Source organism: Roseovarius halophilus (ex Wu et al. 2025) (assembly GCF_047086965.1).
Genome location: NZ_JBKOTX010000034.1, coordinates 14,736 through 40,529, shown reverse-complemented (window position 1 = coordinate 40,529; position 25,794 = coordinate 14,736). Strand labels below are relative to the sequence as shown.

25 protein-coding genes are annotated in these 25,794 nt (G+C 64.5%); 10 read left to right on the top strand and 15 right to left on the bottom strand.

Annotation, left to right across the window (positions count from 1 at the left end; all coding sequences use genetic code 11):
- Positions 1–329 precede the first annotated feature (329 nt).
- Entirely contained in the window at positions 330–1,067 is a 738-nt protein-coding gene (locus ACH107_RS09425; RefSeq protein WP_412505621.1) for a glutamine amidotransferase, read from the top strand.
- 80 nt (positions 1,068–1,147) lie between these two features.
- Here the strand turns inward: ACH107_RS09425 and ACH107_RS09420 are convergent, their stop codons facing one another.
- From ACH107_RS09420 to ACH107_RS09390, 7 genes are all read right to left on the bottom strand, one after another.
- Positions 1,148–3,154 carry a M3 family metallopeptidase gene (locus tag ACH107_RS09420; RefSeq protein ID WP_412505620.1) on the bottom strand — a complete coding sequence of 669 codons (2,007 nt, stop codon included), beginning with the start codon at positions 3,152–3,154 and terminating at the stop codon, positions 1,148–1,150.
- Positions 3,155–3,348: 194 nt separating this feature from the next.
- The gene (locus ACH107_RS09415) at positions 3,349–3,675 is read right to left on the bottom strand and encodes a DUF3775 domain-containing protein (RefSeq protein ID WP_412505619.1); all 327 of its coding nucleotides are present in this window, start codon (positions 3,673–3,675) and stop codon (positions 3,349–3,351) included.
- A 65-nt stretch (positions 3,676–3,740) separates the two neighbouring features.
- Complete coding sequence (locus tag ACH107_RS09410) at positions 3,741–4,475, bottom strand: SDR family NAD(P)-dependent oxidoreductase (protein ID WP_412505618.1); 735 nt, start codon at positions 4,473–4,475, stop codon at positions 3,741–3,743.
- On the bottom strand, positions 4,472–5,035 hold the full coding sequence (locus ACH107_RS09405) for a DUF3833 family protein (RefSeq protein WP_412505617.1): 564 nt from the start codon (positions 5,033–5,035) through the stop codon (positions 4,472–4,474). Before ACH107_RS09405 ends, ACH107_RS09410 begins: the two co-directional genes overlap by 4 nt.
- A complete protein-coding gene (locus ACH107_RS09400) occupies positions 5,032–6,258 on the bottom strand; it encodes an MFS transporter (protein WP_412505616.1) in 1,227 nt (408 codons plus the stop codon). The genes ACH107_RS09405 and ACH107_RS09400 overlap by 4 nt, the downstream gene beginning before the upstream one ends.
- A complete protein-coding gene (locus ACH107_RS09395; RefSeq protein WP_412505615.1) occupies positions 6,255–7,010 on the bottom strand; it encodes a DUF1365 domain-containing protein in 756 nt (251 codons plus the stop codon). Before ACH107_RS09395 ends, ACH107_RS09400 begins: the two co-directional genes overlap by 4 nt.
- Complete coding sequence (locus ACH107_RS09390; protein WP_412505614.1) at positions 7,007–8,305, bottom strand: NAD(P)/FAD-dependent oxidoreductase; 1,299 nt, start codon at positions 8,303–8,305, stop codon at positions 7,007–7,009. Before ACH107_RS09390 ends, ACH107_RS09395 begins: the two co-directional genes overlap by 4 nt.
- 135 nt (positions 8,306–8,440) lie before the next feature.
- Between ACH107_RS09390 and ACH107_RS09385 the strand changes: the two genes are divergently transcribed.
- Both ACH107_RS09385 and ACH107_RS09380 read left to right on the top strand, forming a co-directional pair.
- Complete coding sequence (locus ACH107_RS09385; protein ID WP_412505613.1) at positions 8,441–9,097, top strand: sigma-70 family RNA polymerase sigma factor; 657 nt, start codon at positions 8,441–8,443, stop codon at positions 9,095–9,097.
- Positions 9,098–9,102: 5 nt separating this feature from the next.
- Complete coding sequence (locus tag ACH107_RS09380) at positions 9,103–9,759, top strand: ChrR family anti-sigma-E factor (protein WP_412505612.1); 657 nt, start codon at positions 9,103–9,105, stop codon at positions 9,757–9,759.
- A gap of 61 nt (positions 9,760–9,820) precedes the next feature.
- On the opposite strand, the gene aroC is transcribed toward ACH107_RS09380, so the two are convergent.
- The 4 genes from aroC to ACH107_RS09360 all read right to left on the bottom strand — a co-directional run bounded on the left by aroC (position 9,821) and on the right by ACH107_RS09360 (position 14,222).
- Positions 9,821–10,924 (bottom strand): chorismate synthase, encoded by a 1,104-nt coding sequence (gene aroC / locus ACH107_RS09375; RefSeq protein ID WP_412505611.1) that lies wholly within the window; start codon positions 10,922–10,924, stop codon positions 9,821–9,823.
- A gap of 116 nt (positions 10,925–11,040) precedes the next feature.
- Positions 11,041–12,315, bottom strand: coding sequence for a bifunctional folylpolyglutamate synthase/dihydrofolate synthase (locus ACH107_RS09370; RefSeq protein WP_412505610.1), 1,275 nt, complete (start codon positions 12,313–12,315; stop codon positions 11,041–11,043).
- Positions 12,312–13,247, bottom strand: a complete 936-nt coding sequence (gene accD, locus ACH107_RS09365; RefSeq protein WP_412505609.1) for an acetyl-CoA carboxylase, carboxyltransferase subunit beta — start codon at positions 13,245–13,247, stop codon at positions 12,312–12,314. Before accD ends, ACH107_RS09370 begins: the two co-directional genes overlap by 4 nt.
- Before the next feature lie 87 nt (positions 13,248–13,334).
- Positions 13,335–14,222, bottom strand: coding sequence for a type II CAAX prenyl endopeptidase Rce1 family protein (locus ACH107_RS09360; RefSeq protein ID WP_412505608.1), 888 nt, complete (start codon positions 14,220–14,222; stop codon positions 13,335–13,337).
- Between the two features lie 123 nt (positions 14,223–14,345).
- On the opposite strand from ACH107_RS09360, the gene ilvD reads away from it, so the two are divergent.
- From ilvD to ACH107_RS09340, 4 genes are read left to right on the top strand one after another with little or no spacing between them, the layout of a single operon-like run.
- Positions 14,346–16,103: a dihydroxy-acid dehydratase gene (gene ilvD, locus ACH107_RS09355; RefSeq protein WP_412505607.1), complete on the top strand. Its 1,758-nt coding sequence runs from the start codon at positions 14,346–14,348 to the stop codon at positions 16,101–16,103.
- Positions 16,104–16,149: 46 nt separating this feature from the next.
- Positions 16,150–16,770, top strand: a complete 621-nt coding sequence (locus ACH107_RS09350; RefSeq protein WP_412505606.1) for a hypothetical protein — start codon at positions 16,150–16,152, stop codon at positions 16,768–16,770.
- A 58-nt stretch (positions 16,771–16,828) separates the two neighbouring features.
- Entirely contained in the window at positions 16,829–17,602 is a 774-nt protein-coding gene (locus tag ACH107_RS09345; RefSeq protein WP_412505605.1) for a DUF6478 family protein, read from the top strand.
- An 11-nt stretch (positions 17,603–17,613) separates the two neighbouring features.
- Positions 17,614–17,991 carry a hypothetical protein gene (locus ACH107_RS09340; RefSeq protein WP_412505604.1) on the top strand — a complete coding sequence of 126 codons (378 nt, stop codon included), beginning with the start codon at positions 17,614–17,616 and terminating at the stop codon, positions 17,989–17,991.
- Between the two features lie 25 nt (positions 17,992–18,016).
- On the opposite strand, the gene ACH107_RS09335 is transcribed toward ACH107_RS09340, so the two are convergent.
- Together ACH107_RS09335 and dapE are read right to left on the bottom strand one after the other, a co-directional pair.
- Entirely contained in the window at positions 18,017–18,595 is a 579-nt protein-coding gene (locus ACH107_RS09335) for a DUF2064 domain-containing protein (protein ID WP_412505603.1), read from the bottom strand.
- Positions 18,596–18,598: 3 nt separating this feature from the next.
- On the bottom strand, positions 18,599–19,753 hold the full coding sequence (dapE, locus tag ACH107_RS09330) for a succinyl-diaminopimelate desuccinylase (protein ID WP_412505602.1): 1,155 nt from the start codon (positions 19,751–19,753) through the stop codon (positions 18,599–18,601).
- Positions 19,754–20,083: 330 nt separating this feature from the next.
- Between dapE and ACH107_RS09325 the strand changes: the two genes are divergently transcribed.
- Both ACH107_RS09325 and ACH107_RS09320 read left to right on the top strand, forming a co-directional pair.
- Positions 20,084–21,649, top strand: coding sequence for a Hint domain-containing protein (locus tag ACH107_RS09325; RefSeq protein ID WP_412505601.1), 1,566 nt, complete (start codon positions 20,084–20,086; stop codon positions 21,647–21,649).
- Between the two features lie 236 nt (positions 21,650–21,885).
- Positions 21,886–22,737: a Hint domain-containing protein gene (locus tag ACH107_RS09320; RefSeq protein ID WP_412505600.1), complete on the top strand. Its 852-nt coding sequence runs from the start codon at positions 21,886–21,888 to the stop codon at positions 22,735–22,737.
- Between the two features lie 55 nt (positions 22,738–22,792).
- Here ACH107_RS09320 and ACH107_RS09315 read toward each other — a convergent pair whose 3' ends face one another.
- A complete protein-coding gene (locus ACH107_RS09315; protein WP_412505599.1) occupies positions 22,793–23,122 on the bottom strand; it encodes a hypothetical protein in 330 nt (109 codons plus the stop codon).
- 218 nt (positions 23,123–23,340) lie between these two features.
- Here ACH107_RS09315 and ACH107_RS09310 point away from each other — a divergent pair, with 218 nt between their 5' ends.
- Positions 23,341–24,939 (top strand): choice-of-anchor L domain-containing protein, encoded by a 1,599-nt coding sequence (locus ACH107_RS09310; protein ID WP_412505598.1) that lies wholly within the window; start codon positions 23,341–23,343, stop codon positions 24,937–24,939.
- Here ACH107_RS09310 and dapD read toward each other — a convergent pair.
- Positions 24,917–25,744, bottom strand: coding sequence for a 2,3,4,5-tetrahydropyridine-2,6-dicarboxylate N-succinyltransferase (gene dapD / locus ACH107_RS09305; RefSeq protein WP_412505597.1), 828 nt, complete (start codon positions 25,742–25,744; stop codon positions 24,917–24,919). The genes ACH107_RS09310 and dapD overlap by 23 nt on opposite strands.
- Positions 25,745–25,794: the final 50 nt, after the last annotated feature.

Below are 25,794 nucleotides of genomic sequence, written 5' to 3'. Positions count from 1 at the left end.
CAGGGCCGCCTGGTGCGACGGCGTGGCGGCGTGGGCCCAGACCAGCTCGCCCTCGGGACGGGCATCCGGGGGGGCGGACGTGGCCGGCGCCCCGCGCCCGGCAAGCGCCAGATAGAGCGCAAGACCCGGAGAGCGCATCACGCGACCGGTCATCCGCGGGTTGCGCGGCACGGGGCGGGGAGGTGGTGTGGCGTCATCGCGAACCCTTCGTGCTCTTTTCGGCCCGTCGCGCAGCGTATCCCCATGCCCGGCGGCGTCAAGCGGCCCCGTCGCGCTTGACGCGCGGCGCGGGGCGCGGCACTGACGCCATGAAAGCCGAGGGCCGAGCCATGACCAGACCTTTCCTGATCCTCCAGTTGCGCCCCGAAACCGAGGCCGCCGATGATGAATACGCCGCCATCCTGCGCAAGGGCGGGCTCGATGCCGGGCGCGCCCGCCGTATCCGGCTGGACCAGCGCGTGCTGCCCGCCGACCTGACGCTTGACGACTATGCCGGCGTCATCGTGGGGGGCGGGCCGGGCTGCGTGAGCGACGCGCCGGCCGACAAGTCCGCCGTCGAGGCGCGGATCGAATCCGAAGTGCTGTCGCTCATGCCGGCGATCACGGCGCGCGATTTCCCGTTCATGGGCTGTTGCTACGGGATCGGGATCCTTGGCAGGCATCTGGCGGGCGACGTGAGCAAGCGCGCGCATGGCGAACCCGTGGGGACCTCGGCCTGTGAGGTCACGGCGGCGGGCGCGCGCGACCCGCTGCTGGCGGACCTGCCGGCGCGGTTCGACGCCTTCGTCGGCCACAAGGAGGCGCTGCAGGCCCTGCCGCCGGGCTGCGCGCACCTCGTGCGCTCGGGGCCGTGCCCGTTCCAGATGGTGCGCCACGGGGCGAATGTCTATGCCACCCAGTTCCACCCCGAGGCCGACGCGGCGGGTTTCGAGACGCGCATCAACATCTACAGGCACCGCGGCTATTTCCCGCCGGAAACGGCGCAGGACCTCATCGCCATGTGCCGGGCCGCAGATGTCCATGCGCCCGAGCGCATCCTGCGCAACTTCGTGCGGCGCTACGGCTGATCCGCCGGGGGCGCTGCCCCCGGACCCCCGGGGTATTGCCGCCAAGAAGAAGCCGCGACGCGGCCCGGATGCGCGGGGGCTCAGGCGGCCAGCCCGCGGCCCCTGAGCAGGGCGCCGACCCCCGGCAGCCGCCCGCGGAACGCGGTGTAGAGGCTGTCGGCCTCGGCCGTGCCGCCGCGCGACAGGATATGCGTTTCCAGCCGCCGTGCCATGTCGGGATCGAAGGGGCCGCCGTTTTCCTCGAACGCGGCGAAGGCGTCGGCGTCCATCACCTCGGACCACATGTAGCTGTAATAGCCGCTGGAATAGCCGTCACCGGAAAAGACATGCGCGAAATGCGGGGTGGCATGGCGCATCGTGATCGCCGGCGGCATGTCCAGATCGGCCAGCACCTCGGCTTGCCGGGCCATCACGTCGGAGGGGGCCGGCCCGTCGTGAAAGGCGAGGTCGACCATCGCCGAGGCCACGTATTCGACCGTCTGGAAGCCCTGGTCGAAATTCGCCGCGGCCAGCAGGCGGTCGAGCATGTGGCGCGGCATCGGCGCGCCCGTCGTCGTGTGCGTGGCGAATTCGGCGAGCACCTCGGGCACGTCGAGCCAGTGTTCGTAGAGCTGGCTGGGCAGTTCCACGAAATCGCGCGCCACCGAGGTGCCGGACATGCTTTCGTAGCGCACGTCCGACAGCAGGTGATGCAGCGCGTGCCCGAATTCGTGGAAGAGCGTTCGCGCGTCGTCGTAGCTCAGCAGGGCGGGGGCGCCCTTGGCGAAATTGCACACGTTGACCACGACCGGGCCCTGTGCCCGCGGCCACGCGGCCTGACCGCGCATCGCGCTGCACCACGCGCCCGACCGCTTGGCGCCGCGGGCGAAGTAATCGCCCACGAAAAGGCCCACGTGCCGGCCGCCGCGGGTGACTTCCCATGCGCGGCAGTCGGGGTGATGGAGCGGCACGTCGACGGCGTGGAATTCAAGGCCGAAAAGGCGGCCGGCGCAGGCGAAGGCCGCCTCGATCATCCGGTCGAGCTGCAGGTAGGGCTTGAGCGCGGCTTCGTCGAGGTCGAACTCCGCCGCGCGGCGTTTCTCGGCGTAGTAGCGCCAGTCCCAGGGGCGCAGCGCGTCGTTGATCCCGTCGGCGCGCATCAGGGCCGTCAGGGCCGCCGCGTCCGCGTCGGCCCGCGCGCGCGCCGGGTCCCAGACCTCCATCAGCAGTTGCCGCACGGCCCCGGGTGTCTTGGCCATCTCGGTCTCGAGCTTGAACGCCGCGAAACTTTCATGGCCCAGAAGCGTCGCGCGTTCCTCGCGCAGGGCGAGTATCTCGGCGGCGATGGCGCGGTTGTCCGTCGAGCCGCCATTCGCGCCGCGCGCGGCCCATGCCGTGAAGGCCCGCTCGCGCAGGTCACGGCGCGGCGAGAACTGCAGGAAGGGGACGATGAGCGACCGCGACAGGGTGATGACCGGCCCGGCCGCGCCGCGTTCCTCGCCCGCCGCGCGGGCCGCGGCCACGACGAACTCGGGCAGGCCTTCCAGGTCGTCCTCCGCCAGCGCCATGTGCCAGCCCGCCTCGTCGGTCAGCAGGTTCTGGCTGAAGGCGGTGCCGAGCTCCGACAGCCGGCCCATGATGGTGCGCATCCGCGCCGCATCCTCGCCCTCAAGCGCGGCGCCGGCCCGGCGAAACCCGCGGCGCGTGAGATCGAGCAGGCGCGCGTCCTGCGGGTCGAGCGAGCCGCGCATTTCCCAGATCGCCTCGATCCGGGCATAGAGCGCCTTGTTGCCCGTGATCCCGGAGCGATAGGCGGCAAGTTTCGGGGCGAATTCGCGTTGCAGCCGTTGACGCTCCGGCGTGCTGTCTGCGCCGGCGAGCGTGAAGAAGGCGGCAAGCACCCGGTCCAGCCGTTTTCCCGCCGCTTCGAGGGCCGCGACGGTGTTGTCGAATGTCGGCGGTTCCGGGTTCGCGGCGATGGCGTCGATCTCGGCGCGAGCCTCCTCCAGCGCCGCGTCAAAGGCGGGGCTGAAATGGGCATCCTCGATCTCCTCGAAAGGCGGCAGGTCGTAGGGCGTGGCGCGGTCGGCCAGCAGCGGGTTTGTCATGGCGCGTCTCCTTTCACCCCTAGCTAGGGGTTCTGGCAGGCGCCTTCAATCGAGTTCCGCAGGGCCGTCGGCGCACGCCCGGTCAACCCTGTCGGCACCGGACCCGCCCGCCGACGGGATACCGGCGTGACGCCGACGCGATACGGGACCCGGGATCACCGCCCCGCCGCGGCGTTAACCATGGTTTGCCGGATCTAGCCGCGGCGGATCAGATCATCCTCGTCATCGACCGCGGAAATGCCGAGGGCGTCGAGGCCGTTTTCCAGGTGGTCCGAGAGGTGGGGCGTGCCGAGCAGGTAATCCGCGGTCGGGGTCGTGGCCTCGGCGCGGGCGGTTGCCTTGGCCTCGTCCAGTTCATCCGGCCCGAAACTGTCCCGCCCGATCCACATGAGGGCGACAAGGCTGATTTGCTCCTCCTCGGACAGCCTGTCGATGAAGGCGCGCAATTCCACCTCGGCGCGGCCCAGTTCCCGCGCCATCAGGATGACTTGGGCAATCTTGTACGTGCTGATGTCAAGCATGGGTTCCTCCTGTCCTCGCGATCATAGCACAGCAATGGACCGGCCCGCGCCCGGGGTCTTTGATCCTACGCAAAAAGGCGGTAGTAGATCCAGTTCGGCAGAAACCTGGACAGACGGAATACCCAGCTGAAAACGCGGGGAAAATGCCTGTCGAACGCGGCTTCGTCGCACATGAGGCGGAACATTTCGTCGGCGGCCTTGTCGGGCGACATGAGAAACGGCATGTGGAATTCGTTCTTGTCCGTTAGGCGCGTCTTGATGAAACCGGGGTTGGCCAGCTGTACGCGGACGCCGCTGCGCCAAAGGTCGGCGCGCATCGATTCGGCCAGTGCCATGATACCGGCCTTCGAGGCGGCATAAGGGATCGCCCCCGGCAGGCCCCTGAACCCGGAAAGCGAGCCGGTCAGCACGATATGGCCGCGTCCACGGGCCACCATTGCCGGCGTGATGGCACCCATGACGCGGACGGCGCCGGAAAAGTTCACGTCGGCGACCGCATTGGCCCGGTCGGCGTCCCAGTCGTGTGCCGACATGGGCCAGTAAAGCCCCGCGAGGTACACGACGCCGTCTATGTCCCCCACCTTTGCGGCGGCGTCGGCCACGCTTTGGGCATCGCTGACATCGACGGTGACAACCCGTGACCGACCGGGGAGCGTGGCGGCGACCTCGTGCAAGCGCGTGTCGTTGCGTGCTGACAGGATCAGCTCTGCGCCGACCTTGCTCAGCCGTTGGGCAAGGGCCGCACCAAGCCCTTCGCTGGCACCCACCAGCCAGTATTTCTTGCCTGCGAAGTTGGTCATGCGGCCTCCACCCGATGCATGGTCGCGACAAGTTCGGCGACCTTGATGCCGAATTTGCGGAACTGGCTGCGGTTCACGATCGCGCCTTTCGGTGTCAGGTACATCCAGTCCGTAACGTTCAGAACGTGGCCACCCGCTTCCTCCGGCAAGCGGATCCGGTATTGCAATCTTACCGACGCGCCGGATTGCTTGCCATGGCCCGTCGTGACGAGGTCGTCGGCCTCGGCGCGCAGGGTTCCGTCGTTGCCAAGTTCCAGTCGCCATTCGCGGTCCTGCGTGTTGCCGCTGTCGTACTGGAAATGCTCGTGCATGACGCCGCGGTTGCCATCCCAATCGGCGTTGAACCGGCCCGTGAAACGCGAGACGACGCGCCCGAGGGGGCCATAGATGACCCCGTCGCACTGGATCTGGCCGTGCAGATGCCGCCGCATGTCGAAGCGCGGTTCCGTTTCGGCGTAGTCAGTCGGCCGCTGCGCGATGAAATCGGCGAGCCTGCTTTTCAACAAGAACAGGAGAAACGCCACGATCGCGCCGATGAGGAAAAAGATAGCTGCGGTCATGTCGCAAAACTCCTTTGATCGAGTGGTGTCGTGGCCAGCAGAAAGATGGCCACCGTCTTGAGCACGCATGGCAGCGCGCCGTAGAGCAGGCTGAGCAGAAGCAGTGCCTCGGGGCTGTTGTCAGAGCCGCTTTGGAACCCGCCGGCCTCCAGAAGGGGCAGGAGGCAGACCGCGGCGATCGCGAGGGTGAACTTGGACACGAAGGTCCAAAGGCCGAACCCTTCGCTGGCGCCGGGTGCGACTGTCTCCAGCCGCCTCGCGAACAAGGCCGGAAGGAGCGTCATGTCCGCGCCGAGCGCCGCCCCCGAGCCCAGGCAGACGATGGCAAAAGCGAGGATGTCACCCGCGCCGAGCGTGACGGCGACCGCGAAGGCGACAATGGAGACAACCATGCCGAAGATGAGAACCCGCCGTGTGCCGTGCCGCTCGGCGGCGGCGCCCCAGAAGGGCGCGGCAAGCGCTGCCGACAGGAAGAAAAGTAGCAGGAAGGGCCCCTGCCAGCCCGGCGCCTCAAGGCGGCTTTCCACGAAGAAAAGAAAGAGCGTCGAAGTCACCGCGACCGGGGCCGCGTTGGCCAGCGCCACCAGCAGCAGGCGGCGGGCGACCGGATCCCGCAGGACGGGCCGGAAGCCCCCCGTACTTGTCATGACCGGAGCGCTGCGCCATTGGCTGGCCATTGCGAGCAGGGCCCCCATGGCCAGAAACGCGAAGGCCACGGAAAACCCGGTATAGCCGCCCAGTGCCAAGGGCGCGACCGCTGCCGCGCAAATACCCGTCAAGGCCCCTGTCTCGCGCCACCGGGCAAGACGCAGGTGGCCGTACCCCTTTAGGTTGCCCGCGGCGGCGACGCCCTGAGCGTAAAAGCAGATCGTCAGGTAGCTGAACGCCGAGAACACCAAAGTCAGCATCAAACCGAACCACACCAGCGGTGCGAGGGGGGGCGTGACCGCGAAAAGCCCGACCATGGCCGCGGCCATCACGACCCCGGCTATGGCCACTGACGGGCCGCGCCAGTTTCGCAAGGTTGCGGCAAGCCGGCCGAGAAACGGGTCCTGCACAACATCGAGAAGGCGGAGGCCGAACAGGACGGATCCCAAGGCGGCAAGCGACAGGCCGTATTCATCAACGTAGAACTTCGGCGCGTGGATATAGATCGGCAGCCCCGCAGCCGCAAGCAGCGCCGCGAAGAAGGCGTAGGCGGGCAGGTTAGGTGCATTCCTCAACGGCTTACCTCTTCTGCCGGCGGGGCTGGACGCGCCCGGAAGCGCGCCCCCTTCCACCAGAGGCGCAGCGCTTGCCAGTGGATCAGGGCCAGTACACGGCGCGAGCCGAAGGGGCGGCGCAGGCACGCGGCCAGCACCGTCCGGGTCGTCAGTCTGCGGCGCCGGCCAACCAGCGTCGCGATGACCCCGTCATTGCCGCCCGTGAAGTCGATACGTATCCCGATGCGATCGTCGCGAAGGTCAAAGCGGAATTCGTACCGCCCGTCCAGCTGCTGGAAGGGCGAGACATGCAGCACCTTGCCAGCCTTCAGGCGGTCCTCGGGGCGGATGGGCGCAAGATCGTCGCGGTGGCACAGATAGGAATGACGGTCGCCGTAGGTGTTCGTGACCTCGGCAATGATGACGCGCGGCGCATCTTCGGCATCCCGGCATATCCAGAACGAGACCGGGTTGAAAACGTGGCCCATGATACGCGGCTGCGCCAGCAGCTCGATGCGCGCCGGTCCGGGAAGACCGTGAGCCTCCAGAACGTCGCGTACCCACGCAGCGCCCCGCCCTTGCCCCGGCGGCCCGCCATGATCGGTATCGCGAATGGTCGCGAGGCCCCGGCCGTTGCGCCCGAAAAGCCGTGCCGGGCGCACTTCGGCTTCGGCGTCGAGGAGAATGTAATCCACGCCGTAGCGGAACGAATTGGTGATCTCGCCCTTTCGACCGTGCCATGTGTGGCCGGCGATGTGGTCAATACGGGTCATTCCGCCGCCATCGGTGTCGTGTCGCGCAACATCAGCGCATGCGAAACGTCGAGGCCGCTGGCCAGGCCGTCTTCGTGGAAGCCATGGCGCATCCACGCGCCGCAGAACCACGTGTGGCTTTCCCCGTTCCGGTCCCGCAGCGCCTCCTGTGCGGCGAGGGCCGGAAGGTCGTACACGGGATGGCGCATGGTCACTTCGTCGTAGATCAGGTCCTCGCGGATTGGCCGGTTGGAATTCAGCGTCACGAAGTGCGGATCGTCGAGGCTGATCGGCTGAAGGCTGTTCATCCAGTACGTCACGTCGATCTGGCCGTCCCGCTTCTCGGTGCCCTCGGCATAGTTCCATGATGACCATACGGCGCGCCGTTTCGGCATGACGCTGGAATCTGCGTGCAGTACCACGTCATTGGGCTGATACCGGATCGACTCCAGCAGGTTACGTTCCCGCGGGCTCGCATCGCTCAGAAGCGCCAGCGCCTGGTCCGAATGTGTGGCAAAGACAACCTCGTCGAAATGTTCCCAGTCGTCTCCCTTGACCCTCACTTCCGCGCCCGTTGCGCACCGGCGCACCCCCGCCACCGGACAACCGAGGCGCAGGTTGGCCCCTTGCGCGCGCAGCGACTGTTCAAGACGACTGACGTAACTCACCGAACCGCCCTGCACGGTGTACCATTGATGCTGGTCGGAGTAGCCGAGCAGGCCGTGATTCTTGAAGAACTGCACCATGGCCCTGGCCGGGAAGTCTAGGATCTGGTCCTTGGGCGTGGACCAGATAGCCCCAGAGAACGGCAGGAGATAGTAATCGCGGAAGTAATTGCCCAACTGCATGCGGTCCAGCAGGCCCTCGATCGTTATCGCGCTGTCCTGCGCATTCTCGAATGCCCGGGCGTTGAAGCGGAAAATATCACGCAACATGCGCAGGAACCGCGGGTTGAGCGCGTTGCGGCGCTGCGCGAAGAAAGCCGCCGCGCCGGCGAGCCCGTATTCGAGGGTTCCGCCGCGCACGGACGCGCCAAAGCTCATGTTGCTTTTCACGACCGGAACTTCCAACGTCTCGAAGAGCCGAGTGAGGTTCGGGTAGTTGGCGTGATTGAAGACGATGAACCCGGTATCAACCGGCACATCGCCACGCTTGCCTGCCGTTATCGTGCGCGCGTGCCCGCCCAACCTCGGCTCGGCCTCGATGAGCGTGATATCATGAGTGTCCGCCAGCGAATGAGCCGCGCCCATTCCCGATATTCCCGCGCCGATCACCGCGACTTTCTTGCGCATCACTGCGCCAGTTTCGAATGGCATGTGGAGGGTATCCGTTCCGGTTGTTGTTATATACTCAGTTACGGCACAGCTGTCTGACCGGATGAAAATGAAGCCCTCACCCGAGAAAATGCCGCGCTCGGTGATCCGCTTTCGGCGCGGTCGCGTATGATAAACATGTTTGATGAAACGACCCCCATTGTCCCGTCAGTACTCTCGCCCGCCGTCCTGTGGCGTGATAAGGCGGTGGCAAACACGTTTCAGAGGACGGACCGGCCGACCGTGGATACCAACAAGCGCAGTGAGAACGCCGAATGGATCGAGTGTATCATCAGGGTGCGAGATTCTCAGGACAAAGCAGCATTCGCGACTTTGTTCCAGCATTTCGCACCTCGTGTGAAAGCCTTTCTCATGCGATCCGGGGCAGACGAGACACTTGCAGAGGAATGCGCACAGGACGCGATGGCAACGCTCTGGCAAAAGGCGCATCTTTTCGATCCGTCGCGCGCAAGCGTCGCGACATGGGTCTTCACGATTGCGCGAAACCGCAAGATCGACGCGTTGCGCAAACAAAAACGGCCCGAACCGGAGGATCTGCCATGGGGGCCGGAAAACGAGCCTGACCAGGCCGAGGTTCTGGCCTTGCAACAGGAATGCGATCAGCTGGGCGAAGCGATCGCGACGCTGCCGGAAAAGCAGCGCAAATTGATCGAGAAGGCCTATTTCGGTGATCTGAGTCACACGGAAATCGCCGAGGAAACCGGCCTTCCACTGGGAACCATCAAATCGAGAATTCGTCTGGCGCTAGACCGTCTGCGCCACGCCATGAAGTGACCGACATGAAAGCAGAAATCACACATCACCTGACCGATGCCTTGCTAATGGCATACTCTGCCGGAACCTTGCCCGAGGCGTTCAATCTGACCGTCGCCGCGCATATATCCATGTGCGATCATTGTCGCGCCCGGCTGGGCGCCTTCGACACTGTCGGGGGGACGATGATAGAGGATTGCGGGGCCGCTGAAATGTCGGACGGTAGCCTTGAAGATACCCTCCAGCGGATCACCGGGATCATGTCCGGGCGCGAAAAGCGTCACGTGACGTCGCCGGATCGTGAGATCCTGCCGCGACCGATCCGCGATTATGTCGGCGGCGACCTCGACTCCGTGCGGTGGAAACCTGTTGGCATGGGCGTCAAACAGGCCATCCTCCCCACGTCACGAGACGCGATGGCGCGGCTGCTTTTCATCCCGGCAGGATCGGCCGTGCCGGACCACGGGCATCGCGGAACCGAATTGACACTCGTCCTGCAGGGCGCCTTCGCCGACGAGGTTGACAGGTTCGCCTCCGGCGACATCGAGATCGCGGACGAGGAGCTGGACCACACGCCGGTGGCAGATGTCGGGCAGGATTGCATCTGCCTTGCCGCCACGGATGCGCCTTTGCGGTTCAAGAGCATGATCCCGCGTGTCGCCCAGCCATTCCTGCGGATCTGAGCGGGCTTTCGTGCCATTCTGACCGGCTCGAAAATGGCGAACGGCGCTGTCAGGGCGCCGATCAGCCTATCGTGCCGCGTGGTCCCGGGCCAACCTGTCCACGGTGCAGAACGAGATGGTCGAGCAGCACGCAGGCCATCATCGCTTCTCCGACGGGGACGGCGCGGATGCCGACACACGGATCATGCCGGCCCTTCGTGACCACTTCGGTCGGTGACCCGTCGGTCATGATGGATCGGCGGGGTGTCAGGATCGACGACGTCGGTTTCACGGCGAACCGCACCACGATTTCCTGCCCGGTCGAGATACCGCCAAGGATGCCGCCCGCGTGATTTGAACTGTACTCGGGTCCATCCTCCCCCATGAATATCTCGTCGGCGTTCTGGGTTCCGGTCAGGCCGGCTGCGGCCATGCCCTCGCCGATCTCAACGCCCTTCACGGCATTGATCGACATCATCGCCGCGGCGAGATCGGTATCGAGCTTGCCATAAACGGGCGCGCCGAGTCCCGCGGGCGCCCCGCGCGCCGTCACTTCTATGAGCGCGCCGACAGAGTTCTTTTCCTTGCGCAGCTTTTGCAGATAGGCTTCCCATTCCGCTGCCGAAGAGGCGTCGGGCAGCCAGAAATCGTTGTCATGTATGGCCGCGCGATCGAACCGCGAGCGATCAAGGCACATCTCGCCCATCTGGACCATGTAGCCGGTTATCTCGATCCCGGGCACAAGGCTGTCGAGCGCGGCGCGCGCTATGCCACCTGCGGCCACGCGTGCCGCCGTTTCGCGGGCCGAACTGCGTCCGCCGCCGCGATAGTCGCGGTGCCCGTATTTGAGATGATAGGTGATATCGGCGTGACCCGGCCGGAAGGTCCGGGCGATGTCCCCGTAATCGCGGGAGCGCTGATCGGTGTTCTCGATCATCAACTGGATCGGGGTACCTGTTGTCTGGCCCTCGAATACGCCGGACAGGATGCGCACCGCGTCAGGCTCTTGCCGTTGGGTGGTATTCTTGTTCTGGCCCGGGCGCCGCCTGTCCAGCCATTTTTGCAGAAAGGCTTCGTCAACCGGTATGCCCGGCGGGCAGCCGTCGACCGTCGCGCCGAGCGCCGGGCCATGGCTTTCGCCCCACGTGGTAACACGGAAAAGATGGCCGAAACTGTTGAGGCTCATGACAGGGGGCTCCTTTTACCGACGCAGTTAGCTGTCCGTCTCCTCGACCTCAAGTGTCTTGCCGCTGGCCGAAGGAAAGTGTTTTCCGGATCGCGCAGGTTGGATCACGGACTGGACTATTCGTTTTCCTGCAGGACCCGCCCGGCGAGGTAAAGCGACCCGCAGATCAGGATACGCGCCTGCGGCAGCTGCTCCGTGATCCTGCAAACGGCCTGCAACGCGGTTTCGGCCGTGTCCGCCCGCAGGCCGGCCGCCGCTGCCGCCGCGGCCGTGTCCCCGGCATCAAGCGTGTTGGCCTCTCCCGGGATGGAAACGGCGGTAAGGCCTTGCGCACGCGCCGCCAAGGGTTCCAGGTAGCCGGCGATGTCCTTGGTGTTGAGCATGCCGCAGACAAGATAAGTCGGCCGCTCGGGCAGGGTGGCCAGATGACGCCCGAGCGCCTGCCCTGCCGCGGCATTGTGCCCGCCATCGAGCCAGATTTCTGCTTGCGGTGCCGCCCCCGTCAGCGGCCCGGCGGTGAGCCGCTGCATACGTGCGGGCCAGGTCGCCCGTGTCGTCGCGGCTTCGAGGGAAGCCTCCCCGATATTCAGGTGGCGCAGCGCGGCGATGGCGGCCCCGGCATTCTCGACCTGGTGATGGCCCGGCAGGTTGGGCCGGCGAAGATCGCGAAGCCCGGTCTCGTCCTGAAAGACGAGGCGGCCGTGTTCCTCGGTGACGTGCCAGTGCTGTCCATGGGCGATCAGGGGCGCGCCGAGGCGGCGCGCCGTGTCCTCGATCACCTCGATCGCTTCGTCGGCTTGCGGGCCCACGACACAGGGTATTCGGCGCTTGATGATGCCCGCCTTTTCGCCCGCGATATCGGCCAGGGTGTCGCCAAGGAATTGCTGGTGATCCAGTGACACCGGCGTGATGAGCGTGAGGGCCGGGTGCGAAATGACGTTGGTTGCGTCCAGCCGTCCGCCGAGCCCGACCTCCAGAAGCGCGTAATCCGCCGGCACGCGCGACATGGCGAGCAATGCGGCGCAGGTGGTGATCTCGAAGTAAGTGATCGCCTCGCCGTCGTTGGCGGCGTAACATTCATCGAGGACAGCCGTCAGGTCGGGTTCGGAGATCAGCGACCCCGCGAGGTAAATCCGTTCGTGAAACCGCGCCAGATGTGGCGAGGTATAAGCGTGGCATGTCAGGCCGGCGCCCTCCAGCCCGGCGCGGATCATGGCAAGCGTGGATCCCTTGCCGTTCGTGCCCGCGATGTGGATCACAGGGGGAAGTCGGTCCTGCGGATTGCCAAGCCTGTCGAGCAGGCGCCACACCCTGTCGAGCGTCAGGTCGATGATTTTGGGATGAAGCGCCATCATCCTGTCGAGGATGTGGTCGGATGACGGCGCCTTCATTTCTTGTCCGGCTCGCCGGCGGCAGGTGTCTGCTCGGGCACCGCATGGTCTTGCGGGGCCGGAAGATCGCCTTTCACTTCCGGCGGCAAGCCAAGCAGCATCCGGGTGATGGTGATCAGTTCGTCCCGCATCTCGAGTCGCGATGTGACCCTGTCCAGCATGCCGTGATCCAGCAGGTACTCTGCCTTTTGGAAACCTTCGGGCAGTTTCTCGCGGATCGTCTGCTCGATCACGCGGGGGCCGGCAAAGCAGATGAGCGCCCCGGGTTCCGCGATGTGAACATCGCCCAGCATCGCGTAGGATGCCGTGACACCGCCCGTGGTGGGGTGGGTAAGCACGACGATGTAGGGCAGCCCGGCTTCTTTGAGCATCTGCACCGCAACGGTCGTGCGGGGCATCTGCATCAGGGACAGGATGCCTTCCTGCATCCGCGCGCCCCCGGCGGCGGAGAACAGGACGAGCGGGCGACGTGATTTCACGGCCTCTTCCGCGGCGGCTATGATGGCATTGCCGACATACATGCCCATGGAACCGCCCATGAATGAAAAATCCTGCGCGGCCGCGATGATCGGCGTCCGCCCGATTTCCCCGGAGGCCACCAGCATCGCCTCTTTTTCGCCGGTGCTCTTTTGCGCGGCACGAAGCCTGTCCGGGTACTTTTTCTGATCGCGGAACTGCAATGGGTCCTGTGCAGGGGGCGGCACCTCGATCTCGGAGTAAACACCGCCGTCGAACAGCGCCGTGAACCGGTCGCGTGGCGTGATGCCCATGTGATGCCCGCAGGCAGTGCACACGTTCAGATTCTCCTTGAGCTCCCGGTGAAACAGCATCGTGCCGCAGTCATCGCACTTGGACCAGAGGTTTTCAGGAATTTCCCGGCGCGAGAAGATCGAGTTGATCCGCGGTCGGACGTAGTTGGTGATCCAGTTCATCGGGCGGGCATCCGTTGTTGCGCTGCTTCGTCGAAATAATTGCACGTCGGGAGAATTGCAATCACCGCTCGCGCGGGTTGGCCCATGTCAGCGGCGCAGCGTCACGCGCACAGCCAGCCATCCGCACAGCAGCAGAAGGAATTCCGCCGGGGCCCACGCCAGCAACGCGTCGGTTTCCCCCAGCGAGAAGGGGAAGGTGTAGAGCGCGAGGCCGTCGAAGCTTTCTTGCGGCGCGGCGATAAGGATGGCGCTGAAATTGTTGACGAGGTGCAATGCGACTGCCGGCCCCAATGTCCCTGCGCGCGCCGTCAGGTCGGCGGCGGCAATGCCGAAAGCGGCGGCCCAGAACACGATCAGCCACGAATTGGTCGGGCCGAAAGACGCGTCATGGTGCAGAACGGCGAACCCCGCGGCGGGAAGCAGTATCCAGATTGCCGGATTTGCAAAGCGCGCGGCCAGTTGGCTCTGGATGTAGCCACGAAATAGCAGCTCCTCCGCGGTGGTCTGGATCAGCAGGCCCAGCAGGGCGGGCAGGAGCAACAGCAGCCACGTCCCGAACGCGAGGTTGGCCTGCAAGGACAGAGTCTGACCCGTCGGGATGACGGTTGCCATGAGATACAGCAGGACAAGCGCCACGAACGCTCGACCGAACTGGCGCATCGCGACCGGCAGAGGGCCGATGAGCGTGCGCAAACTTCGGTCATGCACGATACGGAGCGTGGCCGAGAGGGCGATTACGAGAAGGCCGAAGTAATAGAGGTTCAAAAGAACGCCGCGCGGGGTCGATGCCGTCGCAAGTTCCCGGGACAGGTCGTTCCATTCTTCGGCCGTCAGGAACCATTGATGAAAGGACGATGTCGTGATGCTGAGTACCATGAAAAGGGTCAAGGTCAGCGCCAGCCCGCCGACCAGATGAAAAAGGCCACAACGGCCGCGGGCCGCCGCGACGAGGGTTTCATGGGCATCATAGCGCATGTGGCGCACGCTATCCCGATGCCTGCACATGCGCAATCGTTGGTCTTGGTGCGGGTGCGATCCGGCTTGCCCATCGCGCGCACGTCGCCTAGACCATTCCGGGTAACTTACTGGAGGCCCGCCATGACCAAGTTCGACAAATCAAAACTGCCAAGCCGGTATGTCACGGAAGGCCCCGCGCGCGCGCCACATCGGTCCTACTACTATGCCATGGGCATGACCGAGGAGGAAATTCACCAGCCTCTGGTCGGGGTCGCGACCTGCTGGAACGAGGCCGCGCCCTGCAATATCGCGTTGGCGCGGCAGGCGCAGGCGGTAAAGGGCGGGGTGAAAGAAACGCATGGCACGCCACGCGAATTCACGACGATCACCGTCACCGACGGAATCGCAATGGGTCACGAAGGGATGCGGTCGAGCCTTGCCAGCCGCGAGGCCATCGCGGATACCGTGGAACTTACAATGCGCGGGCACTGCTATGACGCGTTGGTGGGCCTTGCCGGTTGCGACAAGTCGCTGCCGGGAATGATGATGGCGATGGTGCGCCTCAACGTGCCGAGCGTCTTCATTTACGGTGGGTCGATCCTGCCGGGCAAGGCGCCACAGATCGACGAAATACCAGAGGATTTCCGGACCCGCGACCTGACCGTGCAGGACATGTTCGAGGCCGTCGGGCGCTACCAGAACAAGGAGTTGTCGGAAAAGGCCCTCGATGTGCTGGAACGCGTGGCCTGCCCCTCGGCCGGGGCCTGCGGCGGGCAGTTCACCGCCAACACCATGGCTTGCGTCAGCGAGGCCATCGGTCTTGCCCTGATGAATTCCTCGGGGATGCCCGCACCTTACGAAAGCCGCGACCAGTATGGTGAGGCATCCGGCCATGCAGTCATGAACCTGATCGCGGAAAATATCCGGGCGCGGGATGTCGTGACGCGCAGGAGCCTCGAGAACGCGGCGCGTGTCGTCGCCTGTACCGGGGGCAGTACAAATGCGGGCCTTCACCTGCCGGCCATCGCGCACGAGGCGGGGATCGAGTTCTATCTTGATGACGTTTGCGATATCTTCCGCGACACGCCCTATTTCGTGGACCTCAAGCCGGGCGGGCAGTTCGTCGCCAAGGACCTGTTCGATGCCGGCGGCATCCCCGTCGTGATGAAGGAGCTGCGCAAGGCGGGCCTCATTCACGAAGACTGCATGACCGCGAGCGGACGCTGCATCGGCGAGGAACTGGACCTTATCGACCGCGAGGCCGATGGCCGTGTCATCTACTCGATCGACACTCCGATCACCAAGACGGGCGGCGTCGTGGGCCTCAAGGGTAACCTTGCGCCGGAGGGGGCCATCGTCAAGGTGGCCGGGATCGCCGCCGAGAACCAGGTGTTCACCGGGCCGGCACGCGTATTCGAATGCGAGGAGGATGCGTTCGCGGCCGTGCAGAACCGCGAATACGAGGAGGGTGAGGTGATCGTCATCCGCAACGAGGGCCCCGCCGGCGGGCCCGGCATGCGCGAGATGCTGGCCACCACCGCTGCCCTGTCGGGGCAGGGCATGGGCAAGAAGGTGGCGCTGATCACCGACGGACGGTTTTCCGGCGCGACCCGGGGGTTCTGCGTGGGCCATGTCGGGCCGGAGGCGGCGCATGGCGGTCCGATCGCGCTGATCGAGACCGGCGACGTGATCACCATCGATGCCGTCAAGGGAGAGCTGAGCGTGGCCCTGTCCGAAGAGGAGCTGGCCCGGCGCAAGCAGGGCTGGGCCGGTCCGCGCCAGACGATGTACGCCTCGGGTGCGATCTGGAAATTCGCGCGGCTCGTTGGCGCGACCTACAAAGGCGCCGTGACGCATCCGGGCGCCAAGGCCGAACGGCACGTGTATGCGGATATCTGAGCGGTCTCGCCGGCGTCTTTTCGGGCGGGTCCGGGTGCTGCCTCTGATGGTGCTTTTCCCCTTGGCCGGCTGTTCGGGCGCAGGCTTCGGGGAGGCGCCGCGGCAGGTGCCCCTGTTCGGAGGCGAGGTCATGGTGGCCGGCCCCCCGGGATATTGTGTCGATCAGGGCAGCTTGCGCCGTGGGCCAGGCGGCAGCTTCGTTCTTCTGACCGGGTGTGACAGGGTGTCCGGCCGGCCCGAGAGGGGTGTTCAGCCGGCGGTCATGACCGTTTCGGTCATGCCGCGCCCGGATGCCCCATTGGGATCACTTTCGGAGGAGCTCGCCTCGTCCGTGGCGCCGGCCAAGATCCTCGAGCGTTACGAGGCCGACGAGGTTTCGCTGGTTCAACTTGGCGAAGGTGGCGACCAGTTGCTGCCCGAGGGCGATCCGCGCTATTGGCGGGCTGTTGTCGAGGTCAAAGGACACCTGACCGGGCTTGCCGTCTACGGGCCGCGCGGCAGCGCCGTGAGTGGTCCGGAGGGGCGCCGGTTGGTTCTGGCCTTGGCCGGGTCAATTCTCGATGCCAGCACGTCCGACGGTGTCGATCGCGCCTCGACCGGAGAACCCGAAACGGGGTCGACCGGGCTGGCAGGGTTTCTTGGTGGATTGTTTCCAAACGACGAGTAATGCTATTGAAACGCCGGTCTGGAAAGAGTTGGCCGAGTATGGCTGGGATTGATCTGGCATGGTAAGGTACCGAGGTTCGCTACTTGACTGGCTTGCTTACAAACGCGGGCTGCGCCGGTGGCGTCGCGCGGCACGAAGCGCGCCGATGATGGCCCATTCCATGCTGAGGGCCGAGAGAGCCCGCGCACGAAAAATGCGTCATGCGCTCAATGAGGTCATATCAATCGCGGACAACCGCTTGGCTCTGCCGATGATAGGGTCGACCGCCTTTCCCAAACCGCACGGCACCGAGTGGGCGTGGCGTCCTCAATTCTTGCGCGAACCTCTGCCGGTGCCCGGCATGTCTTCCGTGCAGAGCAAATCGAAACTCGGGCCCGAGGTGACGCTGTTTCACGATTGCCAGCATTCCGAACTCACGCTCAGGCAAATCCGAAACAACCGCGAGGCGGATCTCGCGCCCTTCGGGCTTCGCATGGATGTTTTCGCGTTCGACGGATCCTTCTTGTCGCTGGTCCTTGACCTGCCCGAGCAGGCGGTGTCGGGTCTCCAGCGGCGCCACCTGATCCGGATGGACACCATCGTCGAGATGGAGAAGCCGCTGGAGATCTTCGCGCGTCTGAATATCAAACACGGGCCGAATACCGAACAGATCGTGCGGGAGCTGCCGTTGGCCGAGGACGAAATCGTGGTCGAGTTCGATCTGGCCTATTCCAAGCTCAACGAGAAGCGGATCGAGCGCGGCTGGATAGACCTTATCTTTGAAAATCCGCAGATGAGTCAGGTCGTCCTGCGTGACCTGACCTTCAGCCGGCGCCCCCGGGCCGAGTTCTGATGGAGAATGCGATGAGCGATTTCGTCCTTACCAAAACCCGGCTTTTCGAAGGTGTCTGGGAAGGCGTGCTGACCCGCGAGGGTCAGGGCACCCGGCCGCCCGACATCGAAGTGACCCACCTTCAACAGGTCTTGGAGGGGGTTGAGGTGGTCGAGAAACCCGATGAAAATCTCTGGGTGGTTCGCGTGCCGATCCCGCCTGAGTTGATCGCGGACGGTGTTCAGACATTCCTGATACGTGACAGGCGGTCGGGGGACACGCTCGATAGCTTCGCGCTGATGTCCGGCGACGCGCTGAGCTATGATATCCGGGCGGAGGTCACGCTCCTGCGAGAGGAGCTCGACATGCTCAAGCGCGCGTTCAGGCGCCATTGTCTCGAAACCGGGTAGTCCCGCGCGTTGCAGGGCCCAGAAATCATGCGCGGCGCAGATCGGCCGCGGTATCGACGTCGGTCAGGGTATCGGCCTGCGCTATGCGCATGTCTCCGAGGCTAGCGATGCTGTCGGTCAGAGCGTGTTCCGATGACCATCGCACATCCCGCAGGATGCCCGGCGCGGGCCGGCGAACCCGTTTGAGGCCTATCAGCCAGTATCCGCCATCCGTCGAGGGGCCGAAAACGGCGTCGCTGCACCCAAGCGTGCCGAAGGCACGCGCGATATGGTGCTTGCGGATTGCCGGGATATCGGCGCCGATTATACAGACCGGCCCCGGCGGGCGCGTATGGAACAACCGCGCCATGCGCCTGCCCAAGTTGCCGGGGCCCTGCGGAACACGATCAAGATGGGCGGGCCAGACGCGGCTTTTCATGCCTTCGATATCGGGCGACACGGCAAGCGTCACCTTCCATCGCGGATCGACAACCCTGTTCAGCAGCCGGTGTGTCTGATGGCGGAACCACCACGCCGCGCCGACCATGCCGATATCTCGCCCCAGCCGTGTCTTGACGCGTCCTGCCCGAGGCTCCTTCAGCATCACGATCAACTGGCGTTGCATTCTTCAGCCGCAATAATCCCGCAATATGCGTGAGTATATGGCCTTCAACTGCCGGACCTGGTCAACGGGAACACGTTCATCCACCTGGTGCATTGTCCGCCCGACAAGGCCGAATTCGACAACCGGGCAGTGATCCTTGATGAACCTCGCGTCCGAGGTACCACCGCTTGTGGAAAGGCGCGGCGTCACGCCGGTTTCCGCTTTGACGGCGGCCGCAACGAGGTCTGACAGCCGCCCGGGCGGGGTCAGGAAACTTTCGCCCGATACCTTGACGTGCATTTTGCTCGTCACGCCGAATTCCGAGTCGATCCTGTCGATCTCGCTTTGAAGCCAACCGATCAGTGTCTCGCTGTCATGCGCGTCGTTGAAGCGGATGTTGACCGTCGCACGGCACTCTGCCGGGATCACGTTCGTTGTGGGATTTCCGGTGTCTATGTTGACGACGGCCAGCGTGGAAGGGTCGAAATGGTCGGTTCCCTCGTCCAGCTTGTGCGACGCCAGACGATCCACCAGCCGCGACATGGCGGGCAGGGGGTTCTTCGCGCGATGCGGATAGGCGGAATGGCCCTGTATGCCGGTGATCGTGATCCAGGCCGAGAGCGAGCCGCGCCGGCCGATCTTGATCATCTCGCCCATCCGGTCGGGGCATGTCGGCTCCCCCACGAGGCAGACATCCATATGTTCGCCATTGGCGGCCATCCAGTCCAGCAGTGCGGCGGTGCCGTCCACGGCATCGCCTTCCTCGTCGCCCGTGATGGCGAGGACAAGTGCGCAGTCCTCGGGCGGGGTTTGTGTCACAAGGTCGATCACGGCGGCGACGAACGCGGCAACGCCGGATTTCATATCGGTCGCGCCGCGCCCCCATAGCGTACCATCCTCTATCCGGGCGTCGAAGGGCGGGTAGGTCCAGGCGGCTTCGTCACCGGCCGGCACAACGTCAGTATGACCGTTGAAGCCGAATGTCCTCGAAGCGCCTTTCTTGCCCCATCGGGCAAAGAGGTTTTCCACGCCGCCGCGGGGAACCTTGGTGCATGAAAATCCCGCAGCGACGAGCATGTCCTTGATCAGGTGGAGCGCGCCCCCCTCGTTCGGCGTAACCGAGGGGCAGCGGATCAGGTGTTCGGTCAGTTCCACGGGATCGACTGGGGCGGGTTGCATTGTCCCTCGTGTATTTTGGCCAGCGTACTGCGTGAAGGGATTATCCGGAAAGGTGCAGAAGCGCAAACCCTGCATGGCCGTGTGGGGCGCGCCGTGTTTTTTGTTAACAAATCATCCGTTTCCTGATATGCAGATGTTAATAATAACCCGAGGCAGGGCAAAACATCAGGGCCGAAAAGGCCGGCATCGAGCGGATATAAGGCTGTTCATCCAGAGGCTTGCGTGCATGTCGCAGGCTCACCGTTTTGTGTTGACCTCATGGTAACGAGGGACAGGGCGATGGTCACAGCCTCCAAGCTTCCTGTGGACAGTAACGCCTCGGCGACAGAAATGGCCGAGACCATTTTCGGCGACGGGGTGACGGTACTCAATGCCAGCTACTCCGGCGACGGTGCGGCGTCCGGCATCTTCAGTGACGGCGATACCATCGCGCCGGGGGCGACACCGGGTGACAGCGGCGTGATCCTGTCGACCGGACGTGCGGATGATTACACGAATTCGCCCGGCAACGGGCCACCCTGGGCGTGGTGGCTGAGCGATGATGCCAATCAACAGTCGGACACGTCGACCAACACCAATGGAGCTGACGGCAACCCGGCATTCGACGCCGCAGCGGGCGCGGCAACATTCGATGCGTCCTATCTGGATGTGGATTTCGTTCCCGACGGCGAGCTGATGACCATGAAGTTCATCTTCGCGTCGGAGGAATATCCCGAATATGCCACCGAGGCTTTCCAGGATTTCGTCGGCGTGTGGGTGAACGGCAGCCAGGTTCCAATCAGCGTTGGTGACGGGGATGTCGACCCGAACAACGTGAACGCCGGCAGTAATGCCAACCTGTTCCTCGATAATAGTGACAGCGCCTACAACACGGAAATGGACGGGCTGACGGTGACGATGACGTTGACCATGCCCGTTAATCCGAACGAAGTTAACTCGGTCCGCGTCGGGATTGCCGATGTTACCGACAGCGCATACGACTCCAACCTGCTGATCGCCTCCGGCAGCGTGCAGACGTCAATCGTTGCGATGGATGATACGGCAAACCTTCATCCGGATGGATCCAAAACGCTCGACCTGCTGGCCAACGACGTGAACGCGCCCGGAAGCGCCTCGCTTCTGATCACGCATCTCAACGGTCAGGCTGTCTCGGCCGGCGACAGTGTCACGCTCAACAGCGGTCAGCAGGTCACGCTGAATTCCGATGGCACGGTCACCGTCCTCGGGGACGGCGATACCGAGAGTTTCAATTTCACTTATGATGTCGAAAACGGGTCGGGCGATTCCGATGTCGGTTTCGTCACGGTTGATTCCGTGCCGTGTTTCGTCGCCGGCACGCTTATTGCGACCCCGAGCGGGGAAGTCCCCGTCGAGGACCTGTTACCGGGGGATCTTGTGCTGACCAAGGACGAAGGCGCACAGCCGCTTCGCTGGGTCGGGCGACGAACCGTGGCCGCCCAAGGTGATTTCGCGCCGATCCGGCTTGCCGCGGGGACCTTCGGGCCGCACCGTGATCTTGTGGTGTCACCCTTGCACAGGATCCTGATCCGAGACAGCCTTTCCGAGCTGCTCTTCGGCGAGCCCGAGGTGCTGGTCGCAGCGCGCGATCTGCTCAATGGAAATTCCGTGCAGCGTGTCGAAGGTGGCGACGTCGAGTACGTGCATATTCTACTCGATCGCCACCAAGTCGTATTCTCCGAAGGTCTCGAAACCGAGAGCTTCCTTCCCGGTCCTCAGGTCAAGAAAAGTTTCGAGGCCGACATCGTGCGCGAAATTTGCATGATTTTCCCGGAAATCGACCCGGAAACCGGCGCGGGCTACAGCCCGGCGGCGCGACGGATGCTCAAGCGGTACGAGGCACGGCTTCTCGTGTCAGGTCAGGACCGGGCAGCGTGACAGTGGGCTGGATTGGCATAGCCGACATCAATGGCGGGTGTTTCAATGCGGGTGGATTGGGCACCGCGCCTTCGGCAAGTCCCGTACCTGCCGACGAATTGTTGCCACGGGGTACGATCCTTCTGGAAACAGGCCCGGTCAGTCATGATCGCCCGCAAACGCTTCTGTCTTTTCATCGCGGTTTCCCATGGTCCGGCAGCTTCACTCTGAAGTCTTTGTCGAACGGCGGGTTCTTCGTGGCGGAGTCGCAGGGCAGCGATATCCGGCATGGCACATTGCGCGACGAAGGCGCTGGCCGGGGGGACGTGTTGCGCCTGACCTACACTTGGGACGCTCCGGCAAAGTGGGGCAGGCTGACGCTTGAGCGGCCTGATAGCGAATTCGCGGTATCGGTGGGCATCGCGCGTCCACATCCGATGCCGATGGCCGAGTTGCGCCGGGTCGTCGAGAACCCCTGTTGCCGCAGCGTTGGGCCCGATGTGGCGTTTTTCGCGGTATCCTCGCGGTTGGAGCCGGTCGGCCCGATGCCCGGGCTTGCCGCTGACGTACCGATAACGACCGCGTCGGGTCAGGTGCCCGTGGCAGACCTGAAGCGCGGGGATCTCGTGGCAACTGCCGATGACGCCCGTGTTCCCGTGTTGCAGGCTGTCAGTCGCGTGGTCCCGGCCAGGGGCAGTCTGCGGCCCGTCTTGCTGCGCGCGCCGTATTTCGGGTTGTGCCGGGATCTGGTGGTCGCCCCGCAGCAGCGCCTGCTCATTTCCGGAACACAGGTGGACTACATGTTCGGCCGCGAGACGGTTCTGGTACAGGCCAGACATCTGGTGAATGAAATTTTCGCGCGCTACGCGGAAGGCCCGCCCCTTGTACGCTATCACCAACTTCTTCTGCCCGGGCACGAGGCGCTGCAGACGGCCGGTGCGACGACCGAAAGCCTGTACATAGGGCGCCTGCGCCGCAAGCCGGACGAGTTGGCAGCAAGTGTTCTCGCAGGCTGTGATCGTTCGCGGCTACCCGAACATGCCAAACCGGTACATCCCGTGCTGAAACCTTACGAGGCGGTCACGCTGGCGCTCAATCGCGCCGCGTGACGGAAAACCGCATCCGTTGACCCGCGCCCCGCGCCCTTGCGCCGAGGATCATGTATCAGTCGAAAAACGGCGTCATCTGAGCGACGATCACCGCGTTTTCATCAAGGGCGCGCTGCATCATGGCGCGTTCTTCCGTGCTGATGTCGTGGCCCTCGGCCTCGCGCTCCTCCAGTGTACCGTACCCTGACACGTCCAGCGGTGCCGTATCGGCCTGCTTGAGGATCGCCACGGTTTCCCGCACGGCCTCGTCTTCGGTCACACCCGAGGCGTAGACGACAAGCGCCGCGCCGGTCGCCTTGTCGGGCAGCCCGTCGCCGGTCTTGCGCCCGATTTCGACAAGCAAGGTATGGACCTGCTGGCGTGAGGTTCTTGCATTATCGCTCATGCGTGGCTCGTACCCGCCCGGTTGCGCGCCGTCAATCCGGGGCAGTGTACCCGTCTGGCGGACCGCAAGACGGGTTTGGACCGAGTCAGACCGCGGACCGGCGCTGCGGCGGGTAAAAGTTTCATCATTCGGACCTCTTTCGCGGTGTCGGGTTCAGCATGTGTTCAGCCCTGCTGTGCCAGGCATGCGCACACGGTTGCGCAATCAAGGAGCATGACATGATCAAGGCCTCGGAACTGCCTGTCGACACGACCGCCACGGCCCTCGATATGGCCAACGAGATGTTCGGCAACGGCATCGCCGTGCAATCGGCAAGCTACACCGGCGCGGGCTCGGCGTCGGGCACCTACACCGACGGCGACAGCGTCGCCCCGGGCGTGACCCCGGCGGACTCCGGCGTGATCCTCTCGACGGGCCGGGCCGAGGACATCACGAACGCCGGCCGCGATGCCAATGCCAGCTCGCACACCACCACGATGCACGGCACCGCGGGCGACGCCGACCTGAGCGCGCTTTCCGGGCAGACGACCCACGACGCCGCCGTCTTGGAGGCCCAGTTCGTCCCCGACGGCAGCACGCTGACGATGCAGGTGACGTTTTCGTCCGAGGAATACCTCGAATGGGTGGACTCGGGTTTCAACGACGCGGTCGGGATCTGGGTCAACGGCGAAAAGGCCGAACTCACCGTGGGCAGCGGCGATATCACGATCAACAATATCAACGACGGAGACAACGAGAACCTCTACGTCGACAACCCGGATGACGCCGAGTCCGCCAACACCGAGATGGACGGGTTCACCGTGACCCTCACGCTCAAGGCCCCGGTCTCGCCCGACGAGGTCAACGATATCAGGATCGCCATCGCGGACGGCGGCGACAGCGCCTATGACAGCAACTTGCTGATTGCCGGTGATTCGGTGCAGACGGCCCTTGTGGCCGGTGACGATTCCGTCGAGCTGTCGGGGTCGGCGCCGGAAACGCTCGACGTGCTGGCCAATGACGACAGCGCCCAGGGCGGCACGCTGACCATCACGCAGGTCAACGGTCAGCCGGTCGGGGTGGGGGACACCGTCACGCTGTCCGGCGGTGAAAAAGTGACCCTGACCGACAGCGGGCTCGAACTCGCGTCGGACGGGGAGCCTGGCGCGGGCATCTTTTCCTACACCGTCGCGGACATTGCCGGGAACACGGATACCGCCTTCGTTAACGTGACGACCGTCGCGCCTTGCTTCACCGCCGGCACGATGATCGAAACGATCGAGGGCCAGCGGCCGGTCGAGGCTTTGGAGGTCGGCGACCTTGTCTTGACGAAGGATCACGGGCTTCAGCCGCTTCGCTGGATCGGCCGCACGGTACGCCGGGCTGCGGGGCGCGATGCCCCGGTCCTGCTGGAGGCCGGCGCGCTCGGGGACCACGCGGCGATCGAGGTCTCGCCAAATCACCGTTTGCTGCTCGCGTCGCCAAGGGCCGAGATGCTTTTCGACGCGCACGAGGTGCTTGTCAAGGCGCGCGAACTTGTCAATGACCGCACGATCCGTCGGCGGGAGGACGGGCGGATCGTGCAATATCTGCACTTGCTTTTCGATCGTCACGAGGTGCTTTGCGGGAACGGCCTGTGGAGCGAAAGCTACCATCCCGGGACAGAGACGATCCGCGGTTTCGACGCGCAAACCGAGGCGGAGTTGCGGCGGCTTTTCCCTGACCTGATCCTTGGGCGCGCGGCCGACTACTGGCCAGCCGCGCGCTTGTCCCTCAAGACCCATGAGGCCCGTTTGCTGATGCGGGCAACGCCGCTCAGTCGCGCAGCAACTCGTTGATGCCGGTCTTGGCGCGGGTCTGGGCGTCCACCCGCTTCACGATCACCGCGCAGTAGAGGTTCAGGTTGTTCTTCGTTGGCATGGAGCCGGACACCACGACCGAGTAGGGCGGCACCTCGCCCATGAAAACCTCGCCTGTCTCGCGGTCGACAATCTTGGTGGATTTGCCGATATACACCCCCATGCCAAGGACAGAGCCTTCGCGGATGATGCAGCCTTCGACGACCTCGGAGCGGGCGCCGATGAAGCAGTTGTCCTCGATGATCGTGGGATCGGCCTGGAGCGGCTCAAGCACGCCGCCGATGCCGACACCGCCCGACAGGTGAACGCCCTTGCCGATCTGCGCGCAGGACCCCACCGTGGCCCAGGTATCGACCATCGTGCCTTCGTCCACATACGCCCCGAGATTGACGAAGGACGGCATCAGCACGACGCCGGGCGCGATATAGGCGGATTTGCGCACCACGCAGTTGGGGACGGCGCGGAACCCCGCCGCACGCCACTGGTCATCGTCCCAGCCCTTGAACTTGCTGTCGACCTTGTCCCACCAGCCGCCGTCCTGTGGGCCGCCCGCCTGCTTTTCCATGTCCTTGATGCGGAAGCCCAGCAGAACCGCTTTCTTGGCCCACTGGTTGACATGCCAGTCGCCGCTGGCGGACCGTTCGGCCACACGCAGCTTGCCGCTGTCGAGCGCCTCGAGCGTGTCCTCGATTGCTTCGCGCGTTTCACCGCCGGTTGTCGGCGTGATCCGGTCGCGGCCTTCCCACGCGGTTTCGATGGCTTTTTCAAGCTGGGCGTTCGACATGCAGGCTCTCCCTCGGATATCTGGTGATGCTGGCAATGGCCTATAAGACG

Bases quoted from the DNA above. Each gene is read 5' to 3' on its own strand.
- ACH107_RS09425 (WP_412505621.1), top strand. From the start codon at position 330: ATGACCAGACCTTTCCTGATCCTCCAGTTGCGCCCCGAAACCGAGGCC.
- ACH107_RS09420 (WP_412505620.1), bottom strand. From the start codon at position 3,154: ATGACAAACCCGCTGCTGGCCGACCGCGCCACGCCCTACGACCTGCCG.
- ACH107_RS09415 (WP_412505619.1), bottom strand. From the start codon at position 3,675: ATGCTTGACATCAGCACGTACAAGATTGCCCAAGTCATCCTGATGGCG.
- ACH107_RS09410 (WP_412505618.1), bottom strand. From the start codon at position 4,475: ATGACCAACTTCGCAGGCAAGAAATACTGGCTGGTGGGTGCCAGCGAA.
- ACH107_RS09405 (WP_412505617.1), bottom strand. From the start codon at position 5,035: ATGACCGCAGCTATCTTTTTCCTCATCGGCGCGATCGTGGCGTTTCTC.
- ACH107_RS09395 (WP_412505615.1), bottom strand. From the start codon at position 7,010: ATGACCCGTATTGACCACATCGCCGGCCACACATGGCACGGTCGAAAG.
- ACH107_RS09390 (WP_412505614.1), bottom strand. From the start codon at position 8,305: ATGCCATTCGAAACTGGCGCAGTGATGCGCAAGAAAGTCGCGGTGATC.
- ACH107_RS09385 (WP_412505613.1), top strand. From the start codon at position 8,441: ATGTTTGATGAAACGACCCCCATTGTCCCGTCAGTACTCTCGCCCGCC.
- ACH107_RS09380 (WP_412505612.1), top strand. From the start codon at position 9,103: ATGAAAGCAGAAATCACACATCACCTGACCGATGCCTTGCTAATGGCA.
- aroC (WP_412505611.1), bottom strand. From the start codon at position 10,924: ATGAGCCTCAACAGTTTCGGCCATCTTTTCCGTGTTACCACGTGGGGC.
- ACH107_RS09370 (WP_412505610.1), bottom strand. From the start codon at position 12,315: ATGAAGGCGCCGTCATCCGACCACATCCTCGACAGGATGATGGCGCTT.
- accD (WP_412505609.1), bottom strand. From the start codon at position 13,247: ATGAACTGGATCACCAACTACGTCCGACCGCGGATCAACTCGATCTTC.
- ACH107_RS09360 (WP_412505608.1), bottom strand. From the start codon at position 14,222: ATGCGCTATGATGCCCATGAAACCCTCGTCGCGGCGGCCCGCGGCCGT.
- ilvD (WP_412505607.1), top strand. From the start codon at position 14,346: ATGACCAAGTTCGACAAATCAAAACTGCCAAGCCGGTATGTCACGGAA.
- ACH107_RS09350 (WP_412505606.1), top strand. From the start codon at position 16,150: ATGGTGCTTTTCCCCTTGGCCGGCTGTTCGGGCGCAGGCTTCGGGGAG.
- ACH107_RS09345 (WP_412505605.1), top strand. From the start codon at position 16,829: ATGGTAAGGTACCGAGGTTCGCTACTTGACTGGCTTGCTTACAAACGC.
- ACH107_RS09340 (WP_412505604.1), top strand. From the start codon at position 17,614: ATGAGCGATTTCGTCCTTACCAAAACCCGGCTTTTCGAAGGTGTCTGG.
- ACH107_RS09335 (WP_412505603.1), bottom strand. From the start codon at position 18,595: ATGCAACGCCAGTTGATCGTGATGCTGAAGGAGCCTCGGGCAGGACGC.
- dapE (WP_412505602.1), bottom strand. From the start codon at position 19,753: ATGCAACCCGCCCCAGTCGATCCCGTGGAACTGACCGAACACCTGATC.
- ACH107_RS09325 (WP_412505601.1), top strand. From the start codon at position 20,084: ATGGCCGAGACCATTTTCGGCGACGGGGTGACGGTACTCAATGCCAGC.
- ACH107_RS09315 (WP_412505599.1), bottom strand. From the start codon at position 23,122: ATGAGCGATAATGCAAGAACCTCACGCCAGCAGGTCCATACCTTGCTT.
- ACH107_RS09310 (WP_412505598.1), top strand. From the start codon at position 23,341: ATGATCAAGGCCTCGGAACTGCCTGTCGACACGACCGCCACGGCCCTC.
- dapD (WP_412505597.1), bottom strand. From the start codon at position 25,744: ATGTCGAACGCCCAGCTTGAAAAAGCCATCGAAACCGCGTGGGAAGGC.